14 protein-coding genes are annotated in these 15,192 nt (G+C 66.8%); 3 read left to right on the top strand and 11 right to left on the bottom strand.

What is annotated here, in order from left to right:
* Positions 1–9: 9 nt before the first annotated feature.
* From xrtA to QU44_RS10210, 11 genes are all read right to left on the bottom strand, one after another.
* A complete protein-coding gene (gene xrtA / locus QU44_RS10260) occupies positions 10–1,545 on the bottom strand; it encodes an exosortase A (RefSeq protein WP_052134666.1) in 1,536 nt (511 codons plus the stop codon).
* Complete coding sequence (locus QU44_RS10255; protein WP_033922084.1) at positions 1,542–2,726, bottom strand: TIGR03087 family PEP-CTERM/XrtA system glycosyltransferase; 1,185 nt, start codon at positions 2,724–2,726, stop codon at positions 1,542–1,544. Before QU44_RS10255 ends, xrtA begins: the two co-directional genes overlap by 4 nt.
* Positions 2,726–3,766 carry a FemAB family XrtA/PEP-CTERM system-associated protein gene (locus QU44_RS10250; protein ID WP_033922056.1) on the bottom strand — a complete coding sequence of 347 codons (1,041 nt, stop codon included), beginning with the start codon at positions 3,764–3,766 and terminating at the stop codon, positions 2,726–2,728. The genes QU44_RS10255 and QU44_RS10250 overlap by 1 nt, the downstream gene beginning before the upstream one ends.
* Positions 3,767–3,774: 8 nt before the next feature.
* A complete protein-coding gene (locus QU44_RS10245; RefSeq protein ID WP_033922055.1) occupies positions 3,775–4,617 on the bottom strand; it encodes an XrtA system polysaccharide deacetylase in 843 nt (280 codons plus the stop codon).
* An 11-nt stretch (positions 4,618–4,628) separates the two neighbouring features.
* Positions 4,629–5,675, bottom strand: a complete 1,047-nt coding sequence (locus QU44_RS10240; RefSeq protein WP_033922054.1) for an ExeA family protein — start codon at positions 5,673–5,675, stop codon at positions 4,629–4,631.
* Between the two features lie 33 nt (positions 5,676–5,708).
* The gene (locus QU44_RS10235) at positions 5,709–7,334 is read right to left on the bottom strand and encodes a hypothetical protein (protein WP_033922053.1); all 1,626 of its coding nucleotides are present in this window, start codon (positions 7,332–7,334) and stop codon (positions 5,709–5,711) included.
* On the bottom strand, positions 7,331–8,251 hold the full coding sequence (locus tag QU44_RS10230; protein ID WP_033922052.1) for an AAA family ATPase: 921 nt from the start codon (positions 8,249–8,251) through the stop codon (positions 7,331–7,333). Before QU44_RS10230 ends, QU44_RS10235 begins: the two co-directional genes overlap by 4 nt.
* 10 nt (positions 8,252–8,261) lie before the next feature.
* Positions 8,262–9,797 carry an XrtA system polysaccharide chain length determinant gene (locus tag QU44_RS10225; RefSeq protein WP_033922051.1) on the bottom strand — a complete coding sequence of 512 codons (1,536 nt, stop codon included), beginning with the start codon at positions 9,795–9,797 and terminating at the stop codon, positions 8,262–8,264.
* Positions 9,797–10,441 carry an XrtA/PEP-CTERM system exopolysaccharide export protein gene (locus QU44_RS10220; protein WP_033922050.1) on the bottom strand — a complete coding sequence of 215 codons (645 nt, stop codon included), beginning with the start codon at positions 10,439–10,441 and terminating at the stop codon, positions 9,797–9,799. Before QU44_RS10220 ends, QU44_RS10225 begins: the two co-directional genes overlap by 1 nt.
* A 95-nt stretch (positions 10,442–10,536) precedes the next feature.
* Positions 10,537–11,772 (bottom strand): pyridoxal-dependent decarboxylase, exosortase A system-associated, encoded by a 1,236-nt coding sequence (locus tag QU44_RS10215; RefSeq protein ID WP_033922049.1) that lies wholly within the window; start codon positions 11,770–11,772, stop codon positions 10,537–10,539.
* A complete protein-coding gene (locus QU44_RS10210; RefSeq protein WP_033922048.1) occupies positions 11,769–13,277 on the bottom strand; it encodes an acyl-CoA ligase (AMP-forming), exosortase A system-associated in 1,509 nt (502 codons plus the stop codon). The genes QU44_RS10215 and QU44_RS10210 overlap by 4 nt, the downstream gene beginning before the upstream one ends.
* A 113-nt stretch (positions 13,278–13,390) precedes the next feature.
* Here QU44_RS10210 and QU44_RS10205 point away from each other — a divergent pair, with 113 nt between their 5' ends.
* From QU44_RS10205 to QU44_RS10195, 3 genes are read left to right on the top strand one after another with little or no spacing between them, the layout of a single operon-like run.
* On the top strand, positions 13,391–13,663 hold the full coding sequence (locus QU44_RS10205) for a phosphopantetheine-binding protein (protein ID WP_033922047.1): 273 nt from the start codon (positions 13,391–13,393) through the stop codon (positions 13,661–13,663).
* A 10-nt stretch (positions 13,664–13,673) separates the two neighbouring features.
* Positions 13,674–14,381, top strand: coding sequence for a hypothetical protein (locus tag QU44_RS10200; RefSeq protein WP_033922046.1), 708 nt, complete (start codon positions 13,674–13,676; stop codon positions 14,379–14,381).
* Positions 14,369–15,163, top strand: coding sequence for a hydrolase 1, exosortase A system-associated (locus tag QU44_RS10195; protein WP_033922045.1), 795 nt, complete (start codon positions 14,369–14,371; stop codon positions 15,161–15,163). Before QU44_RS10200 ends, QU44_RS10195 begins: the two co-directional genes overlap by 13 nt.
* Positions 15,164–15,192: the final 29 nt, after the last annotated feature.

Here is a 15,192-nt window from a genome sequence, read left to right as displayed (position 1 = left end):
GGTGCGTAATCACCTGCGCCCCGAGGCGCGATCGGCCACCCGCTCGATCGGCCCCGCCGCCGCGACGAAACGCTTCAGCACCGCGCGGCTGTCCTGCCCCGGCACCCGCACCGTCGATGCCAGCACCGCCACTGCGCGGCTGTCGTCGCCCGTCAATTTCACCCGCAGCGTCTCCAGCTTCACGCGCCTTGCGTCGCCGGTCAGCGTAGCGCCGATACGATGCCACGTCACCGTCTCGCGCTCGATCGGGCCGGCATGGGTCATGCGAAGCGCCGCGCCGCCCGCCAGATCGGGCAAGTCGTGGACCCGAATCCAAGGATCATTCTCGCGGATCGCGCCGATGCCGAAGCCGACCAGTTCCTTGCCCTCGTGCTGGTTGGCGTACACCGCAATCGCCAGATCGACCGTCGCGCCCGATCCATCGGCATAGCGCGCCATCGCGAAACGGTCGGCACCCGGATAATTGGGGACCCAGGGCGCGGCGGTCGCGGGGGGAACGCGGGTCCATCCGGGAATTTGCGGCAGCACGATCCGGGTAGGCAGCGGCGCGGTTCGCGCGTCGATCGCGTGCGCCCAGCCGGCGGCGGCCACCGCAATCGCGATGACAAAGCCAGTCGCGCGGAAAACATCGGTCGTGCGGCGGGGGATCGCTTGCAGCGTGCTCGCATCAAACCACGCCGCATCGGGATCGCGATCGAACCAGCGCCAGCCGATCGCCAGCACCGCGACCATAACGAACGCGAAGAACACCCAGCCATAGACGATATGGTCGAAACCCGTCGCCGCCTCGACCGATGTCAGTTCGGCGGCATAGATCGTCCCCCAGGCGCGAACCCCGTTGGCGAGGATCGGCACGACGATCGCGACCGCCATGAACGCGATCCGGCGCGGCCACGACACGAAACAGACATTGGCGACCAGCACGCCATAAGCCAGCATCGCGATCAGGAATTTGGCCCCCGAACACGCCTCGGCAACCTCGAAATAGCCCTTGGGGGTGGTGATCAGCACGCCGTCGACGATCGCTGGCACCCCGGCGGCGTGGAGCATCGGCATCAACAGCGCTACCGTGACGTCCTGCAACGGCGCTTCGAACACCTCGCCAAAGGGCACCAGGAACAGCAAATACGCGATCGGGAACAGCAGCGCCCGCGCGACTTGTGGCCCCAGGATCGTGACGATCGCCCCCTGGAGCATCAGCACCAGCCCCAGATGCCGCGCCAGCGCGACCCCGGCGATATCGCCGACGAACCAGCCAAGACCGCCCAGGGCCACCAGCGCAAGTCCCGGCCACCAGCCGCAAACCGGCACGGCGGGCAAGCCATCCTTGCGCTGCCACGCCAGCCAGCCAACCACCGGCAGGATGAACAGGCAATGCCCGAAGGTGGTCGAGTTCCAATAGATGTACGCCAAATCACCGACGTCGCGCGCGAAGATCAGCAGGATCGCGGCACTGGCGAAGGCAAGGAACGCAGCATGGCGACGCCAGCGCGTTTCGAAACCGACTGGACGCGCAAAATCAGCGGCGGGGATCGCAACCGTCACGCCGCCACCCGCGCTTCTAACCCGAGCAGCGCATCGAGCGGCGCAAGCCGCGCGGACCAGGCATAGCGCCGCTCGACCTGCCGCCGCGCGGCTGGGCCGATGTCGCGGGGGTCGGCGATCAGCGCGTCGATCGCCGCAACATAATCGGCGGGCGTATCGGCGATCGTGATCGTGGCTTCATGGTCGATCCCCTCGGCGGCGGCGGCACTGGCCACGACCGGACGCGCCATCGCCATCGCTTCGAGCACCTTGTTCTGGATACCGCGCGCGATCTTGAGCGGGGCGACGACGACCGTAGCGGCGGCAAGCCAGCCGCGCACATCGGCGACTTCTCCGGTGACGATCACACTGTCGCTGGCGAGCCGCTGCACCTCGGGCACGGGTGCCCGGCCGACGATCGCGAAGCGTGCGGTCGGCTGGCGCTGGCGGAGCTGCGGCATCACTTCGCGCGCGAACCAGATGACCGCATCCACATTCGGGCGATAATCCATCTGTCCGGTGAAAACGATCAATGGTCCCGCCTGCCCTGCCTCGGCAAAGGGCGCAGCGGGGTCGAAGAAGCCGGTGTCGATGCCGTTTTCCATCACCTGCACCCGCGCCGCGCCGGTGTGCGCGCGGAACAGCGCGGCCTCGGCTTCGCTGACGAACAGGCTGGCGTCGGCGCGCGCCGCGACTTGCGCCTCGAACCGCGCGAGCAGCCGGTCCTCGCGGCGCATCATCATCGCCATCGGCAGCGAGGCACCCTCGGCATAATCACCGAACTTGGCCGAATCGACGTCGCAGAAATCCATCACGAAGCGCCCGGCGAAATCGGCGGGGACATATTGCGCCATTTGGCCCGAATAGACCAAGATCGCGTCGATCGGATGCTCGGCCAGCGCGCGCTGCACCGCTTGGGCATATTCGGGGTGTGCAAAGGCCGTGATCGAGATCGGCTGGCCCCGCAGCAGTGCGGTCGCTGCGGCGCGGGGGCGGCCCATTGAGCGCCAGATCACCGCATGGCTGGCGCAATGCTCGGCAATCGCTGCGTCGTGGTGCAGGTCGGCCTCGACATCAGCCATCGCGACCAAATGAACGCGCGCGCGCTTCGCCAGATGCTTGAGCACGTGATGCGCGCGGATCTTGTCGCCGCGATCGGGCGGGAACGGCACGCGATGCGCCAGGAACAGGATGTCGCGCATCAGCCAAGCCCCCGCGCGATCCACGGTCCCAGCCGGTTGGCGATCGGCAGCGGCAGCCTAGACCAGGCCTGCACTTGCAGCCGGTATTTGGGGCTTAGCGGATTGATCTCGCGCGGCGCGCTGCCGTCGGCGGTGCGGGTGTAATAGGTGCGCGGGGCTGCTTCGAACCCCCAATTCTTCTTGAATGCTGCCGCGCCGGTGCCGGTCTTCGATCGTCCGAAATCGAACCGGGTACAGCCCCTCACCCGCGCATGGCCCATCAGCGCGAAATACATCCGGTCATTGGCACGCAGCGCGCGCGCCTCAGCGGTGCCGCCGCCCCAATAAGGATAGACGGTGCCGCGCCAATACAGGCTCAGCACACTCGCGACCGCCCTGCCCTGATGCCGGATCGTCAGGATGTCGGCCGCATCGCCGAAGCCAGCAAGCACCGCGCGGAACAGACTGGCAGGGAATACCGGCGTGCCGAGGTTACGCACCGACTGCGCATAGACCGCATAATGATCGCGCGGATCGGCATCTATCGTCACGTCTAGGTCGAAGCCAAGCGCGCGCCGCACCTCAGCACGCTGCTTGCGCGGAATCGCCAGCAATTCGGCGTCATCATCGGCGGCGAGGTCGCGGGCAAAGCCGACATAGCTGGTGGTGTTGCGCGCAAAGCCGTCGCCCGGATCGCCGCCACCGCGCAGTTCCAGCGTCGGGCAGCTCAGGCTTTCGGCCAGCCGCCATGCCGCCTGCGACAGTGCAGCGCCGGCCTCCCCCACGACCCCGCCATCGACGCCGAACCCGGTCGAGACCAAGGCACGCCCGAACAGCGGCGAATGGACCTCGGTCAGCGGCAGCACGCCGACGATCCCGGCATCGCCGCGCTCGGCAACCAAGTAACGGGCGATCTGGCCGCAGCCTTGCGCGGTGGCGATGCTCCATTGCGGCAGATGAAAGGGGGTAGCATCGGGCTGTGCATCGACGAACGCGGTGATCCGCGCGCATTCGTTCGCGTCACGCAGGTCAGCGAGGCGAACACTGGCCACAGACAGCATCCTTGCAGTCACGCGATCTGTGCGGCTTGCGCGCTGACCACCGCGTCGACCCGGCCCCAATCATGCCCGCGCGCCAGCCGACGCAGCTTGCCCGCCATCGCGCCCAGCCGGCTATAGTGGCGGATGCGCGACTTCAGCGGCGCGGCCTTCACGCGCGGCTGCGCCGGGTCGATTTCCCAGGGGTGGAAATAAAACACCGCCGGGCGGCGGTCCTGAGCATTTGATCGCTCGATCGCCGTTTCCACCACCCGCGACGGCAGCAAGCGGAAAAACCCTCCGCCCGCAGTCACTTCCCGGCCCAAAACGCGCGCGATCGTGACCGGAAACTCGATCAGCGGCGAATCGGCGAGCGGGCGGTACAGCCCGCGCGGCGCATCGGGCCAGCCATAATGGTCATGCGCGATCGGGGCGATGCTGGAGGAATAGGCATAACCCTCCTCGGCCAGCACCTGGTGCGCCCAAGGCGTGCGCTTGTCGAACGAGAAGCTGGGCGCGCGATAACCGCTGACCCGCTGGCCGCTGGCGTCTTCGAGCGCGGCGCGCGCGCGGGCAAGGTCGGCACGGAATTGTTCGGCGGTCAGCGTGAATACGCGCGCATGGTCCCAGCCATGACTGGCGACCTCGTGCCCCTCACCCACGATTCGCCGCATCAGCGCGGGATTGCGCTGCGCGACCCAGCCCAGAGTGAAGAACGTGCCCTTCATGCCCGTCTCGGCAAACAGGTCGAGCACCGCATTGGTATTGGCATCGACCCGCTGGTCGAGCGTCGGCCAACTTGCCTTGTCGATCACCGTTTCAAAGGCCCCGACCTGGAACCAGTCCTCGACATCGACCGACATTGCGTTTTGCATCGGGCGTCCGTTCAGGCCGCCGTGCCGCGAAGCACCGTTTGTTCGGGGCGACCGCTATCGCCCTCGACCCAATCGACCAGCAGCGTCAGTACCCGGCGCAATGCGGCGTCCTGTTCCTCAAGCCGCTGTTCGAGTTCGGCCACCCGCGCTTCGAGCGAAGCGTCGTGTGAGGGCGGCGACGGCGGCGGCGGCGCGGTGTCGGCGCGGATCGGGCGCGAGGCTTCGGTGCGGCCCGAACGATCGGCCATGTCACTGTCGATGTCGCTGGTCACCGTCGCAACATCGTCGGCGGTAAAGCGGTCGATCCCCTCGATCGCGCCGTACAGCATCACCCGGCTGGCAAGCTGGTTGAGCAGGCGCGGTACGCCGCCCGACCAACGATGCAGCGCCGCAATCGCGTCGGCATCGAATTCGGGCCGCCCGTCCCACCCGACGATATTCAGCCGGTGGTTTAGATAGGGCTCGACCTCCTCGGGCTCCATCGGCTCGAGATGGTGCATCGCGATGACCCGCTGGCGGAGCTGCTCCAGGCTGCCGGCACCTTGCAGCACGCTCCGAAACTCAGGCTGGCCCAGCAGGAATATCTGCAACAGCGGATAGCCGCCCGCCTGAAAATTCGACAGCATCCGCAGCTCTTCCAAGCTGTCCAGCGGCAGCGACTGCGCCTCATCGATGATCAGCAGCGTGCGCTTGCCCGATCGTGCCATCGCGTGCAGCGCGCGCTCGATGCTGGCCAGCACATGCGCCTTCGACAGGTGCGACGTATCGACGTTCAGCCCGGCGGCGACCAAATGCAGCAGCTCAGACGCTTCGATCTGGGTCGAGACGATCTTGATGACGTGCAGCCGCTCGCGATCGATCTGGTCCATCAGATGGCCGACCAGCGTGGTCTTGCCCGCGCCCGGATCGCCGGTGATGACAATGAAGCCCTCGCCCTGGCTCAGGCCATAGCCAAGATACGCCATCGCCTTGCGGTGCGTTGCGGTCTCGAACCAGAATTTCGGATCGGGGGTCAGCTGGAAAGGCCGTCCGCTCAGTCCGTAATGTTCATCGTACATCGTCGAATCCTCGAAGAAGCATCGCGCTCCTATTCAGAACCTGTAGCCAAGGCCCAGCAGCCCCTGTGCCGAAACATCGCTCTGCCCGCCACCTTCCTGGTCGAAGGTATAAATGCCACCCGTCACCACCGCGTTAAGCCGGCCGATCTGGCGGAAATAGGCAGCCGTAGCGCCCGCGCCCCAAATATCGGTGCCAAGCCCGATGCCGCTATCGAAATAATTGACATAGACATCAGCGGTGATGCCGCTGTTGCGCCCAAGCGCATAGGCAGCGAATGTCTGCAGGTAATAACTCTGATCGCTCAGCCCGTCGATGGTGAAGCCTGCGTCAGGCCCCGGATCGGCGGCGAAGAAGCGGCGATTGGCATAGCCGGCCCCCGCGCCCAATCGGGTAGCGCCAAACGTACCGGCATATACGGCGTCGACACCGCGCGCGCGGAAGGTGGCGGTCGAAATCGACTGGAAGATGTTGTTGAGGCACCCGCCGACCGCGCCGCCCTGCGTGCCGAAGATGCAGCCATTATACTGGTCGCCAAACCCGTCGAACGGCGTGTTGAAGCTGGTCGGCAACGCCGCGAGGCCAGCGGTGAGCTGCCGTCCGAAGGTCTGCACGCTGTCATAGAGATTGACCTGGATGCCTTCGCTTGCCGACATCTGGAAGGTGGCGGTGCCTGTGACGCTGAGTGAGCCATAACGTTCGCCGACGCGCAGTTGCACGCTAGTGCGCGGGCTTGGCCGCCACAGGACGCCGGCGTCGTAGAAAATACCGTCAATGTCATAGCCCAGCCGGCGCGGGCTGCTCTCGTCGGTGACGAAGCGGCCATTGCCGTCGAGAACCGGCGTACCATTGGCATTGCGAAGCGGATCGCGCTGCCCCGATTCAATCGCTTCATAGCCGACGCCGGCGGTGAGCGCGAGCGTGCGGCTGACCGGCAACAGCGCCTCGGCCCGCCCGAAATAGCCCTCGAACCGCTGGTCGAGCTGGCCGGCATCCTCGCGGGTATAGGCACCGCTCAGCGTCAGCCCGACCGGCAGGACGCTGCCGGGGCGCGTGCCGATGCTGCCGGTCACCAGATGGTTGAGCGAATCGTCATACAAGTCGAGCGCGGGCTCGCCGGGCAACAGGCCGGTGCCGAACGTGGGTGCCTCCACCTTGGTATAGCCGACGCGATAGGCAGCGTTCACCGCCAGCGGGCCGAAATTATTGGTGTAGGTGGGACCGGCATAGGCCGAATAAAGCTGGCTGATATTGGCGACATTGCCCGCCAGAATGCCCGGCGCGGCCCCGCGAATGTCCGAACGGGTGCGCGTGGCCAGCGCCCCCGCCTCCAGGCTCAGCCCCGGTGCCAGCGCGACACCGATACGGGCGATGCCGCTGTGGATGTCATCGTCGCCAATATCGTCGTCCCAGGAGAAGCGATGCTCATATTGATAGCTTAGCTGCACCTGCACCCGCCGGGTGTTCACATTGGCATCGACGCCCGCCGATACGGTGGAATAGGTCAGCACATCATCGTTGCGAAGGTCGGCGGTCAGCACCTGACCAATCTGGATATAGGGCGACACCGTCACCGCGCGGTCGCCCTGCTGCTGCGCCAGCGCGGGGCTGGCGATGCCGCACAGGACGCTGCCCGCGATCCAGAATATACGATCCCTCATTCAGCGGCTCCATAGCCATAATAGTCGCCCAGGCGCGGCCCCCGCGGACGCAGCGAAACGCCGTTCAGGATCAACTGCACCAGATCGCATCCCTCGAGCAGTGCCACCGCCTCGCGCAGATCGGTCTCGCTGGTCCGATCGGCACGCACGACCACCACCGTTTGCCCCACCAACGTGGCAAGCACGCCAGCGGGCGACGCCGCAAGCGCCGGTGGCGAATCAAAGATCACGATGCGTGCCGGATTGGCACAGACCAGCGCCTCGATCAGGCGGCGGGCGCGGGCGCTGGCCAGCAATTCGGTATCGGCATGGCCGCGCGTGCCGGCTGGCAGCACCGTCAGATTGGGCACATCGGTGTCGATCACGCATCCCTCGATCGCGATCGATGGATCGGCGATGGCGTCGAGCAGGCCGGGGCCTTCGTCGATGCCCAGCGTCCGCAGTACGTCGGGCTTGGCGATGTCGGCATCGACCAGCAGGATTTCGACATCCTTTTCCGCCGCCAGCGACAGCGCCAGGTTGATCGCGGTAAAGGTCTTGCCCTCGCCGGGCTTGGCCGAACACACCAGGATCGCGCGGGCATTATCCCCCGCAATGCCGCGCGCATTGGCGAGCAACTGGCGTTTGACCAGCCGATATTCCTCGGCCAGCGGCGTCACCGGCGCACCGGGCACCAGCAGGCCATTGGCCTCGAGCAAGTCGCGATCGATGGCGGCAAAGCGGCGATCGGGCACGAAGGCGGACGCATCGCCAAAGCGCGGCACCTCGCGATCAAGGGACGGCGGGGGTGCCGGCGGTTCGGCCCGGCGTGGCGGCGCGGCAAACGGCTCCATCGGCGGCAACGGCGCATAATCATACAGCTTCACCGCACGTTCGAGCAGGGTGCGCTTGAACCGGCCGGGGGTCTGGTCGTTCATCGTTCAGTCCTCAAGCCACCAGGCCGCGTTGCAGGAACTCGACACCGATCAGCACCACGAAGGCGACGACCAGGCCGCCGATGCCGCCGGCAAACAGCTTGAGCTGGCGCTGGCGTATCGCGGTCTGCGCGGCGGTCACCACTTCCCCGATCGATCCGATCACCGGCAGCCCGCTCGCCTTTTCCAGCCGCCCGGCGGTGGGATAGGTGGTCTGCAATTTGCTCATCGCAAACGCCGCCGCCGCGCCGCCGCCCAAGCCGACGATCAGGATCGCGGTGAGGAACAGCGGGCGATTGGGCGCGGCGGGTGCCTGCGGCCGAGTCGGCGGATCGATCACCGCGAACTTCACCGCGTCGGTTTCGGTCTGCACCTGGCTGCGAAGCCGCACTTCCTCGCGGCTGGCGAGCAGTTTGTCGTACTGATCCTTCAGCACCAGATAGTCGCGGTCGATCGCGGCGAGTTCGCCGGCCATACCCGGTTCGCTGGCCATCGTGTCGCTCAGGCGCGACAAATCGCCCTCCAACTGCGCCTTGCGCTGGCTGAGCGAGGCGACCTGCGCGGCGCGATCGGCCTGCATCGCCTGCAGGCTAAGGTATAGCGGGTTCGATGCCCCACCGCCGCCGCCATAGAGCGGCTCGCTGCGCGCTGCCGCCTGTGCCTGTGCCAACTGGCTATTGAGCGCGATCACATCGGGATGGCTGTCGGTCCAGCCGCGCCCGCGCGCTTCGGCAAGCTGGCCCTGGATCGCCGCCAGCCGCGCGCGGGCCGGACCCGACACACCGGCCGCGCCCGCTGTCGATTGCGGCGTGCCCGCCATCTGGCCATTGACCGCGTTCAGGCTCGATTGCGCGGCGGCGAGGTCGGCATTGACCTGCGCCAATTGGGTACGCGCCTGCCCTACCCGATCGGCGATCGTGCCGGTGCCGGGCAGCGAGCCGAGGAAGCGCGACTGGAAATCGGCCTTCTTGGTTTCGGCGGCCTGCAACGCCTGTTGCCGCTGGTCGAGCTGTTGATCGAGGAACCGCAGCGACTGGCTGGTCTGGCCGCGATTATTGGCGAGATTATCCTCGACGAAGATGTCGATCAGCTTTTGCACCACGTCGCGCGCCAGCTTGGCGTTGGTCGCGTCCGACGCGCCGGCATTGGCTATCGTCGCCGAAATCTCGAAGATATTGTCCTGCTGCGGCGTGACCTTGATCGCCTTTTGCAGCGCCGCCACGCGATTGGCGATGTCCTGGTCGCTGGACACGGTGTTGGCCAGATCGGTAGCCAGCACCACTTTTTTGAGGTTCACTGCCGAAGTCAGCGTCTGGCGAACCCGCTCGATATCCTTTTCCTGCTCGTTGCGCGCGACCGATCCGTCCTGCGCCGGCAGGATCGATCGAAGCTGCACGTCGATCCGCGCGGTCGAAACATATTGGTTGGGGATTTGCGACACCACCAGCCACCCCGCCAGGCACAGCGCCCAGGCGATGCCCAGCGCCAGCCAGCGGCGCTGCCACACCGCATGGATCGCTGCCCGAACTTCGTCGTACAGGCCGTCCATCAGAACATGCTTTGCGGAATGATAATGACGTCGCCGGGGGCCAGCCGCACGTTCGCGCTGGTATCGCCGTCCTTGAGCAGGCTGTTGAGGCGGATGGTGAATTCGGTCTGTTTGCCGGTGTTCTTGTCGAACCGGATCAGCCGCGCGCGGTTGCCCGATGCGAATTCCGATAGCCCGCCCACCGCGATCATCGCGTCGAGCAGCGTCATGTTGGCGCGATAGGGCAAGGATGCGGGCTTCTCGGTCGCGCCGACGATGCGGATCTGCTGGCTGAACGTGCCCGAAAAATTCTCGACGATCACCGAAACGATCGGATCCTTGATATATTCGCGCAGCGCGATCTTCATATCGTCGGCCAGCATCGACGGCGTCTTGCCGGTGGCGGGCATGTCGGCGATCAGCGGCGTGGTGATGCGGCCATCGGGGCGTACCTGCACCTTTGCCGAGAGTTCAGGATTGCGCCAGACGAAGATCTGGAGCGAATCGAGCGGGCCGATGACATATTCCTCGCCCGGCCCTTCGGTCGCGCCGACGAATTGCGCGGGCGGCAGCTCAGGCCGCCCGCCGCCGCTGGCGCAGCCTGCCAGCAACATGCCGAGCATCACCGACGCACTCGCGCCTTTTGCACCATTGCCCAAACGCATTACCCCTCGCTCCAAGCTTGCGCGGCCCCCGCCGGCGGTAGCACCACCGGCAAATCGCGCAGGATCGCGAGAGCTATGGCTGGGTAGAGGTTAAATTACCGTTCAGCGTGCGGCAGGTTCACGAACAGCTCGCGCGCCGGCGGGTGGCCCAGGAACATCGCCGGGCTGGCGGTGAAGCCATAGGCCCCGGCCAGGAAGATCGCGACGACGTCACCCACATCGGCATGCGGCAGCGCGACTCGGTCGGCCAGTCGGTCGAGCGGGGTACATAGGCTGCCGACGACCGAGACGGTTTCGCTCTCCTGCGCCGCCATCCGTCCGGCAATCGCGGCGGGATAGTTGCGGCGGACGACGGTGCCGAAATTGCCGCTGGCGGCAAGCTGGTGGTGCAGCCCGCCATCGACCACCAGGAAAGTCTCCCCCTGGCTTTGCTTGCGATCGACGATCCGCGTCAGATAGACGCCGCACTCGCCCGCCAGCCAGCGGCCCAGTTCGATCGCATATTGCGTGGCCGGATCACCACCGCGCGCAAGACATTCGCCCAGCGCCGCGCCGACCGCTTCGACATCGACGGGCTGGTCACCGGCAAAATACGGAATGCCAAACCCGCCGCCCAGGTTGACATGCGCCGCCTGCGCGCCGGCTTCGTCGGCAAGTCGGCGGGCGAGCGTGACGGTTGCGGTCTGGGTTTCGATGATCGCCGCGGCCGACAGCGCCTGCGATCCGGCATAGATGTGGAAACCGCGCCAATCGGCCCCCGCCGACAGCAAATGCCGCACCAGCGCCGGCACTCGCGCTGCATCGATGCCGAAGGGCGAGGCACGCCCCCCCATCTTCATCCCCGACCCCTTCAGGTCGAAATCGGGGTTCACCCGGATCGCCAGCCGGGGTGTGATCCCTAGGGCGTCGCCGATCGCCAGCGCACGCGCCGCTTCGCCTTCGGATTCCAGGTTGAGCGTTGCCCCCGATCGCACCGCCAGTTCGAGTTCGTCGTCGCGCTTGCCCGGCCCGGCAAAGCTGACCACCTGCGCTGGCTTCACCGCCAGCGCCTTTTGCAGCTCGCCGCCCGATGCGACGTCCAGCCCATCCATCAGCGGCGCGATCGCCGCCAGCATCACCGGGTGCGGATTGGCCTTGATCGCATAATGAAGCTGCAACCGTTCGGGCATCGCCGCCCGCAACCGCGCCACCCGCGCCGCGACCACGGCGAAGTCGTATACGAACAGTGGCGTGTCGCCGGCCTTGGCGATCCAATGCTCGGCATCGTGGCCGGCGATCGTCAACGCATCGGTCCCGGCAAATTCGGGCGGGATCGGTCCCATCGGCTTCACGGCTTCATCTCCTGCTTCAGCGCGGCACGGTCGAGCTTGCCATTGGCGTTGCGCGGCATCGCCTCGCGCCAGACATAGCGTGCGGGCTGCATGAAGCTTGGCAATTCGCGGCGCAGCCGATCGCGCAAAGCCACCTCGGCGGTGGCGGCATCGCCGTGGGCGCGCGCGACCACGGTAATCGCCTGCCCCAGACGCGGATCGGCCACCCCAAGCGCCACCGCCTCCGCCACCTCTCCTCCCGACAACACCGCTTCCTCCACCTCGGTCGGGCTGATCCGGTTGCCCGAGGATTTGATCATCTCGTCATCGCGCCCGACAAAATATAACAGCCCCTCGCGATCGGCGCGAACAGTGTCGCCCGACCATACCGCCATCCCGCCCAGGCGCGACCAGGCGGGCGCTGGCTTGAATCGCTGCGCGGTGCGCTCGGCATCCTGCCAATATCCCTGCGCGACCAGCGGCCCGGCATGGACCAGTTCGCCCGGCTCATCGGGCGCGGCTTGGCTGCCGTCGGGGCGGACCACCATGATCTCGGCAAAGGGGATCGCCCGGCCCATCGAATCGGGATGGGCATCGACCAGTTCGGGGGCGAGGAAGGTCGAGCGAAAGGCTTCGGTCAGCCCATACATCGGATACAGCTCGGCAGCGGGAAAGCGCGCGCGCAATTCGCGCACCAGCTTGGGCGTCAGCGCCCCGCCCGAATTGGTCAGCCGCTGCATGCCCGCCGCAGCGGCATCAGGCCAATTGGCTTCGAGCAATTGCACCCAAAGCGGCGGCACCCCCGCCAGCCCGGTAATCGCATGCCGCTCGACCGCGCGCACCACGTCACGCGCGTTCAGATAATCGAGCGGCACGACACAGCCGCCGCCCGCCCAGGTCGAAAACAACTGATTCTGCCCATAATCGAAGCTCAGCGGCAGCACGCCGAGCACACGATCCTGCGGCGTCACCTTCAGATACCGCGCGACGCTGATCGCGCCCAGCCACATATTGGCGTGGCTCAGCATCACCCCCTTGGGCCGCCCGGTCGACCCCGACGTATAGAGGATCGCCGCCAGCGCTTGCGGATCGGCGGCGGATGGCGGCAGATGGCCGATGCCCTGCGCTTCGTCCTCGGTCACGATTCGGCAATCGGCGGGCACGTCGCCCGTCTCCAGTGCCGCCAGCCGTGCGCCTTGCGTCAGCAACAGCGCGGCACCGCTATCGGCAAGAATATGCGCCACCTGTGCGCGCTTGAGCACCGGGTTCACCGGCACATGCACCAGCCCCGCCCGAGCGGCGGCCAGCGGCATCAGGCAGGCGGCCCGCGTCTTGGGCAACCACGAAGCCACCCGCGCGCCGACGGCCAGCCCCTGCCCTGCCAGCCAGTGCGCCAGCGCACCCACTGCGGCTTCAAGCGCGACATAATCCAGCGTGCCGTCGCGCGTCGCCAGCGCGGGCGCGTCGGCAGCGCCGTTCAGCGCAACATGGTCGATCGGCAATGGGTGGGGTATATCGAGCAGCATCGTTCGCCTTTTTCGCGCCGCTGTCCCGCACCGGCAAGGGGCGCGGGGTTGGCAGCGCCCATTTGCGCCTCTAACGCGCCAGAGTAAGCAAATCGTGACGTTAGGGGACAAACTTGCTGCCCGAAAAACATGCGGAAGTCGAAAACGCGGTCCGCGCCGTGCTGCGCGACGTGTTGGGCCTCAGCGATGACCGTGTCGCCGCCTTTGACGATCACACCCCGTTGTTCGGTGCCTTGCCCGAACTCGATTCGATGGCGGTCGCGGGTGTGCTGACCGAATTGGAAGATCGCCTGGGCATCACCATCGACGATGATGACATCGACGGCGACACACTCGAAAGCTTTGGCGCGCTGGTGCGGTTTGCGCAGGGCAAAGCGCTGACGTGAAGGCGGCGGCATGATCGACCATTATGACTGGACCGGGGGGCGCGAAGCGATGTTGCGCTTCGGCCCTGTCACCGGCCCGGTCGTGCTGGCGGCGATGCCGCTGTTCGAGGAAGCCAATCGGCTGCGCGCCTTCATCGTCACGCTACTGCGGGCATTGGGCGATCACGGAATCGGCGGCGCGCTGCCCGATTTGCCCGGCACCGGCGAGAGCCTGGTGCCGACCCAGGCCGCAACGCTCGACGATTGGCGCAATGGCTTTGCCGCTGCCGAGGAACGGCTGACTCGGCAGGGCGCGCGCGTGCATGTGCTGGCGATGCGGGGCGGCGCGCTGGTCGATACCCGCGCCAATTGCAACGGCCGCTGGCATTTCGCGCCCGTCACCGGCGCGGCGCTGGTCCGCGACCTGATCCGCGCCAAACAGGCCGCCGCGAAAGAAAGCGGTGAGAGCTTTTCGGCCAAAACGATCCACGAGGATGGGCCGCCGATCGAGCTGGCGGGCAATCTGATCGCGCGCGCGCTGCTCGCCGAATTGCAGGGGGCGGTGCCGACGGTCGCGCCGCCGCTGCGGACGCTTCGGCTCGATACCGACGCTGGCGAAGCCGATCGCAAGATCGTCGCGCGGCCCTTGTGGCGACGCGCCGAGCCCGACAACAATCCGGCGCTGGCGCGCGAACTCGCCGCCGATGTCGCCCAATGGGTGCAGCAATGCGGGAGCTGATCGCCTTCCCCTGTGCCGGCGATACGCTGGTCGGCACGCTCGATGCGGCGGCGGGCGACACCGGCCTGCTGATCGTGTCGGGCGGCAATGAAATCCGAATCGGCGCGCATCGCGGCATGGCGCTGCTCGCCGCCGACATCGCCGCCACCGGACACCCGGTATTTCGCTTCGACCGGCGCGGAATCGGCGATTCGACCGGGGCCAATCGCGGGTTTGAATCGAGCCGTGAGGATATTGCAGCGGCACTGGCAGCGTTTCGGCGCGCGGCACCCGGCGTGGCGCGAATCGTCGCATTCGGCAATTGCGACGCCGCCAGCGCGCTGGCGCTGCACGGGCTCACCGGCATCGAAGCCTTCGTGCTCGCAAACCCCTGGGTGATCGAAACCGCCGATGCCCTGCCCCCCGCAGCGGCAATCCGCGCACGTTATGCGCAGCGGCTGCGTGACCCAAAGGCATGGCTTAGGCTGCTGACCGGTGGGGTGAATATGGGGAAGCTGGCGAAGGGCCTGTCGAAGGTGTCGAAGGCACCTGCCGAAGCGCCGGCCGGGCTTGCCGGGCGGCTAGCGGCGGGAATGGCGGCACGCGCCGAGCCGATCACCATCCTGCTCGCCAAACGCGACAATACCGCAGTGGCGTTCAACGAGGCGTGGCAGGCCAGCGCCTTTGATCCGCTGCGCGGCCGCGTGACGATCGAGGAACGCGATACGGGGAGCCACAGCTTCCATACCGCCGAAGACAAGGCGTGGCTGCGCGACCAGTTGCTAACGGCGATGGCCCCCTAAACCTTCTCCCGCCGGCGGGAGAAGGATAC

It is taken from the genome of Sphingomonas sp. 37zxx (genome assembly GCF_000786205.1).
Taxonomy (GTDB): domain Bacteria; phylum Pseudomonadota; class Alphaproteobacteria; order Sphingomonadales; family Sphingomonadaceae; genus Sphingomonas.
Note: the sequence above shows the minus strand (reverse complement) of the source record. Positions and strands in the feature narration are given on the sequence as shown.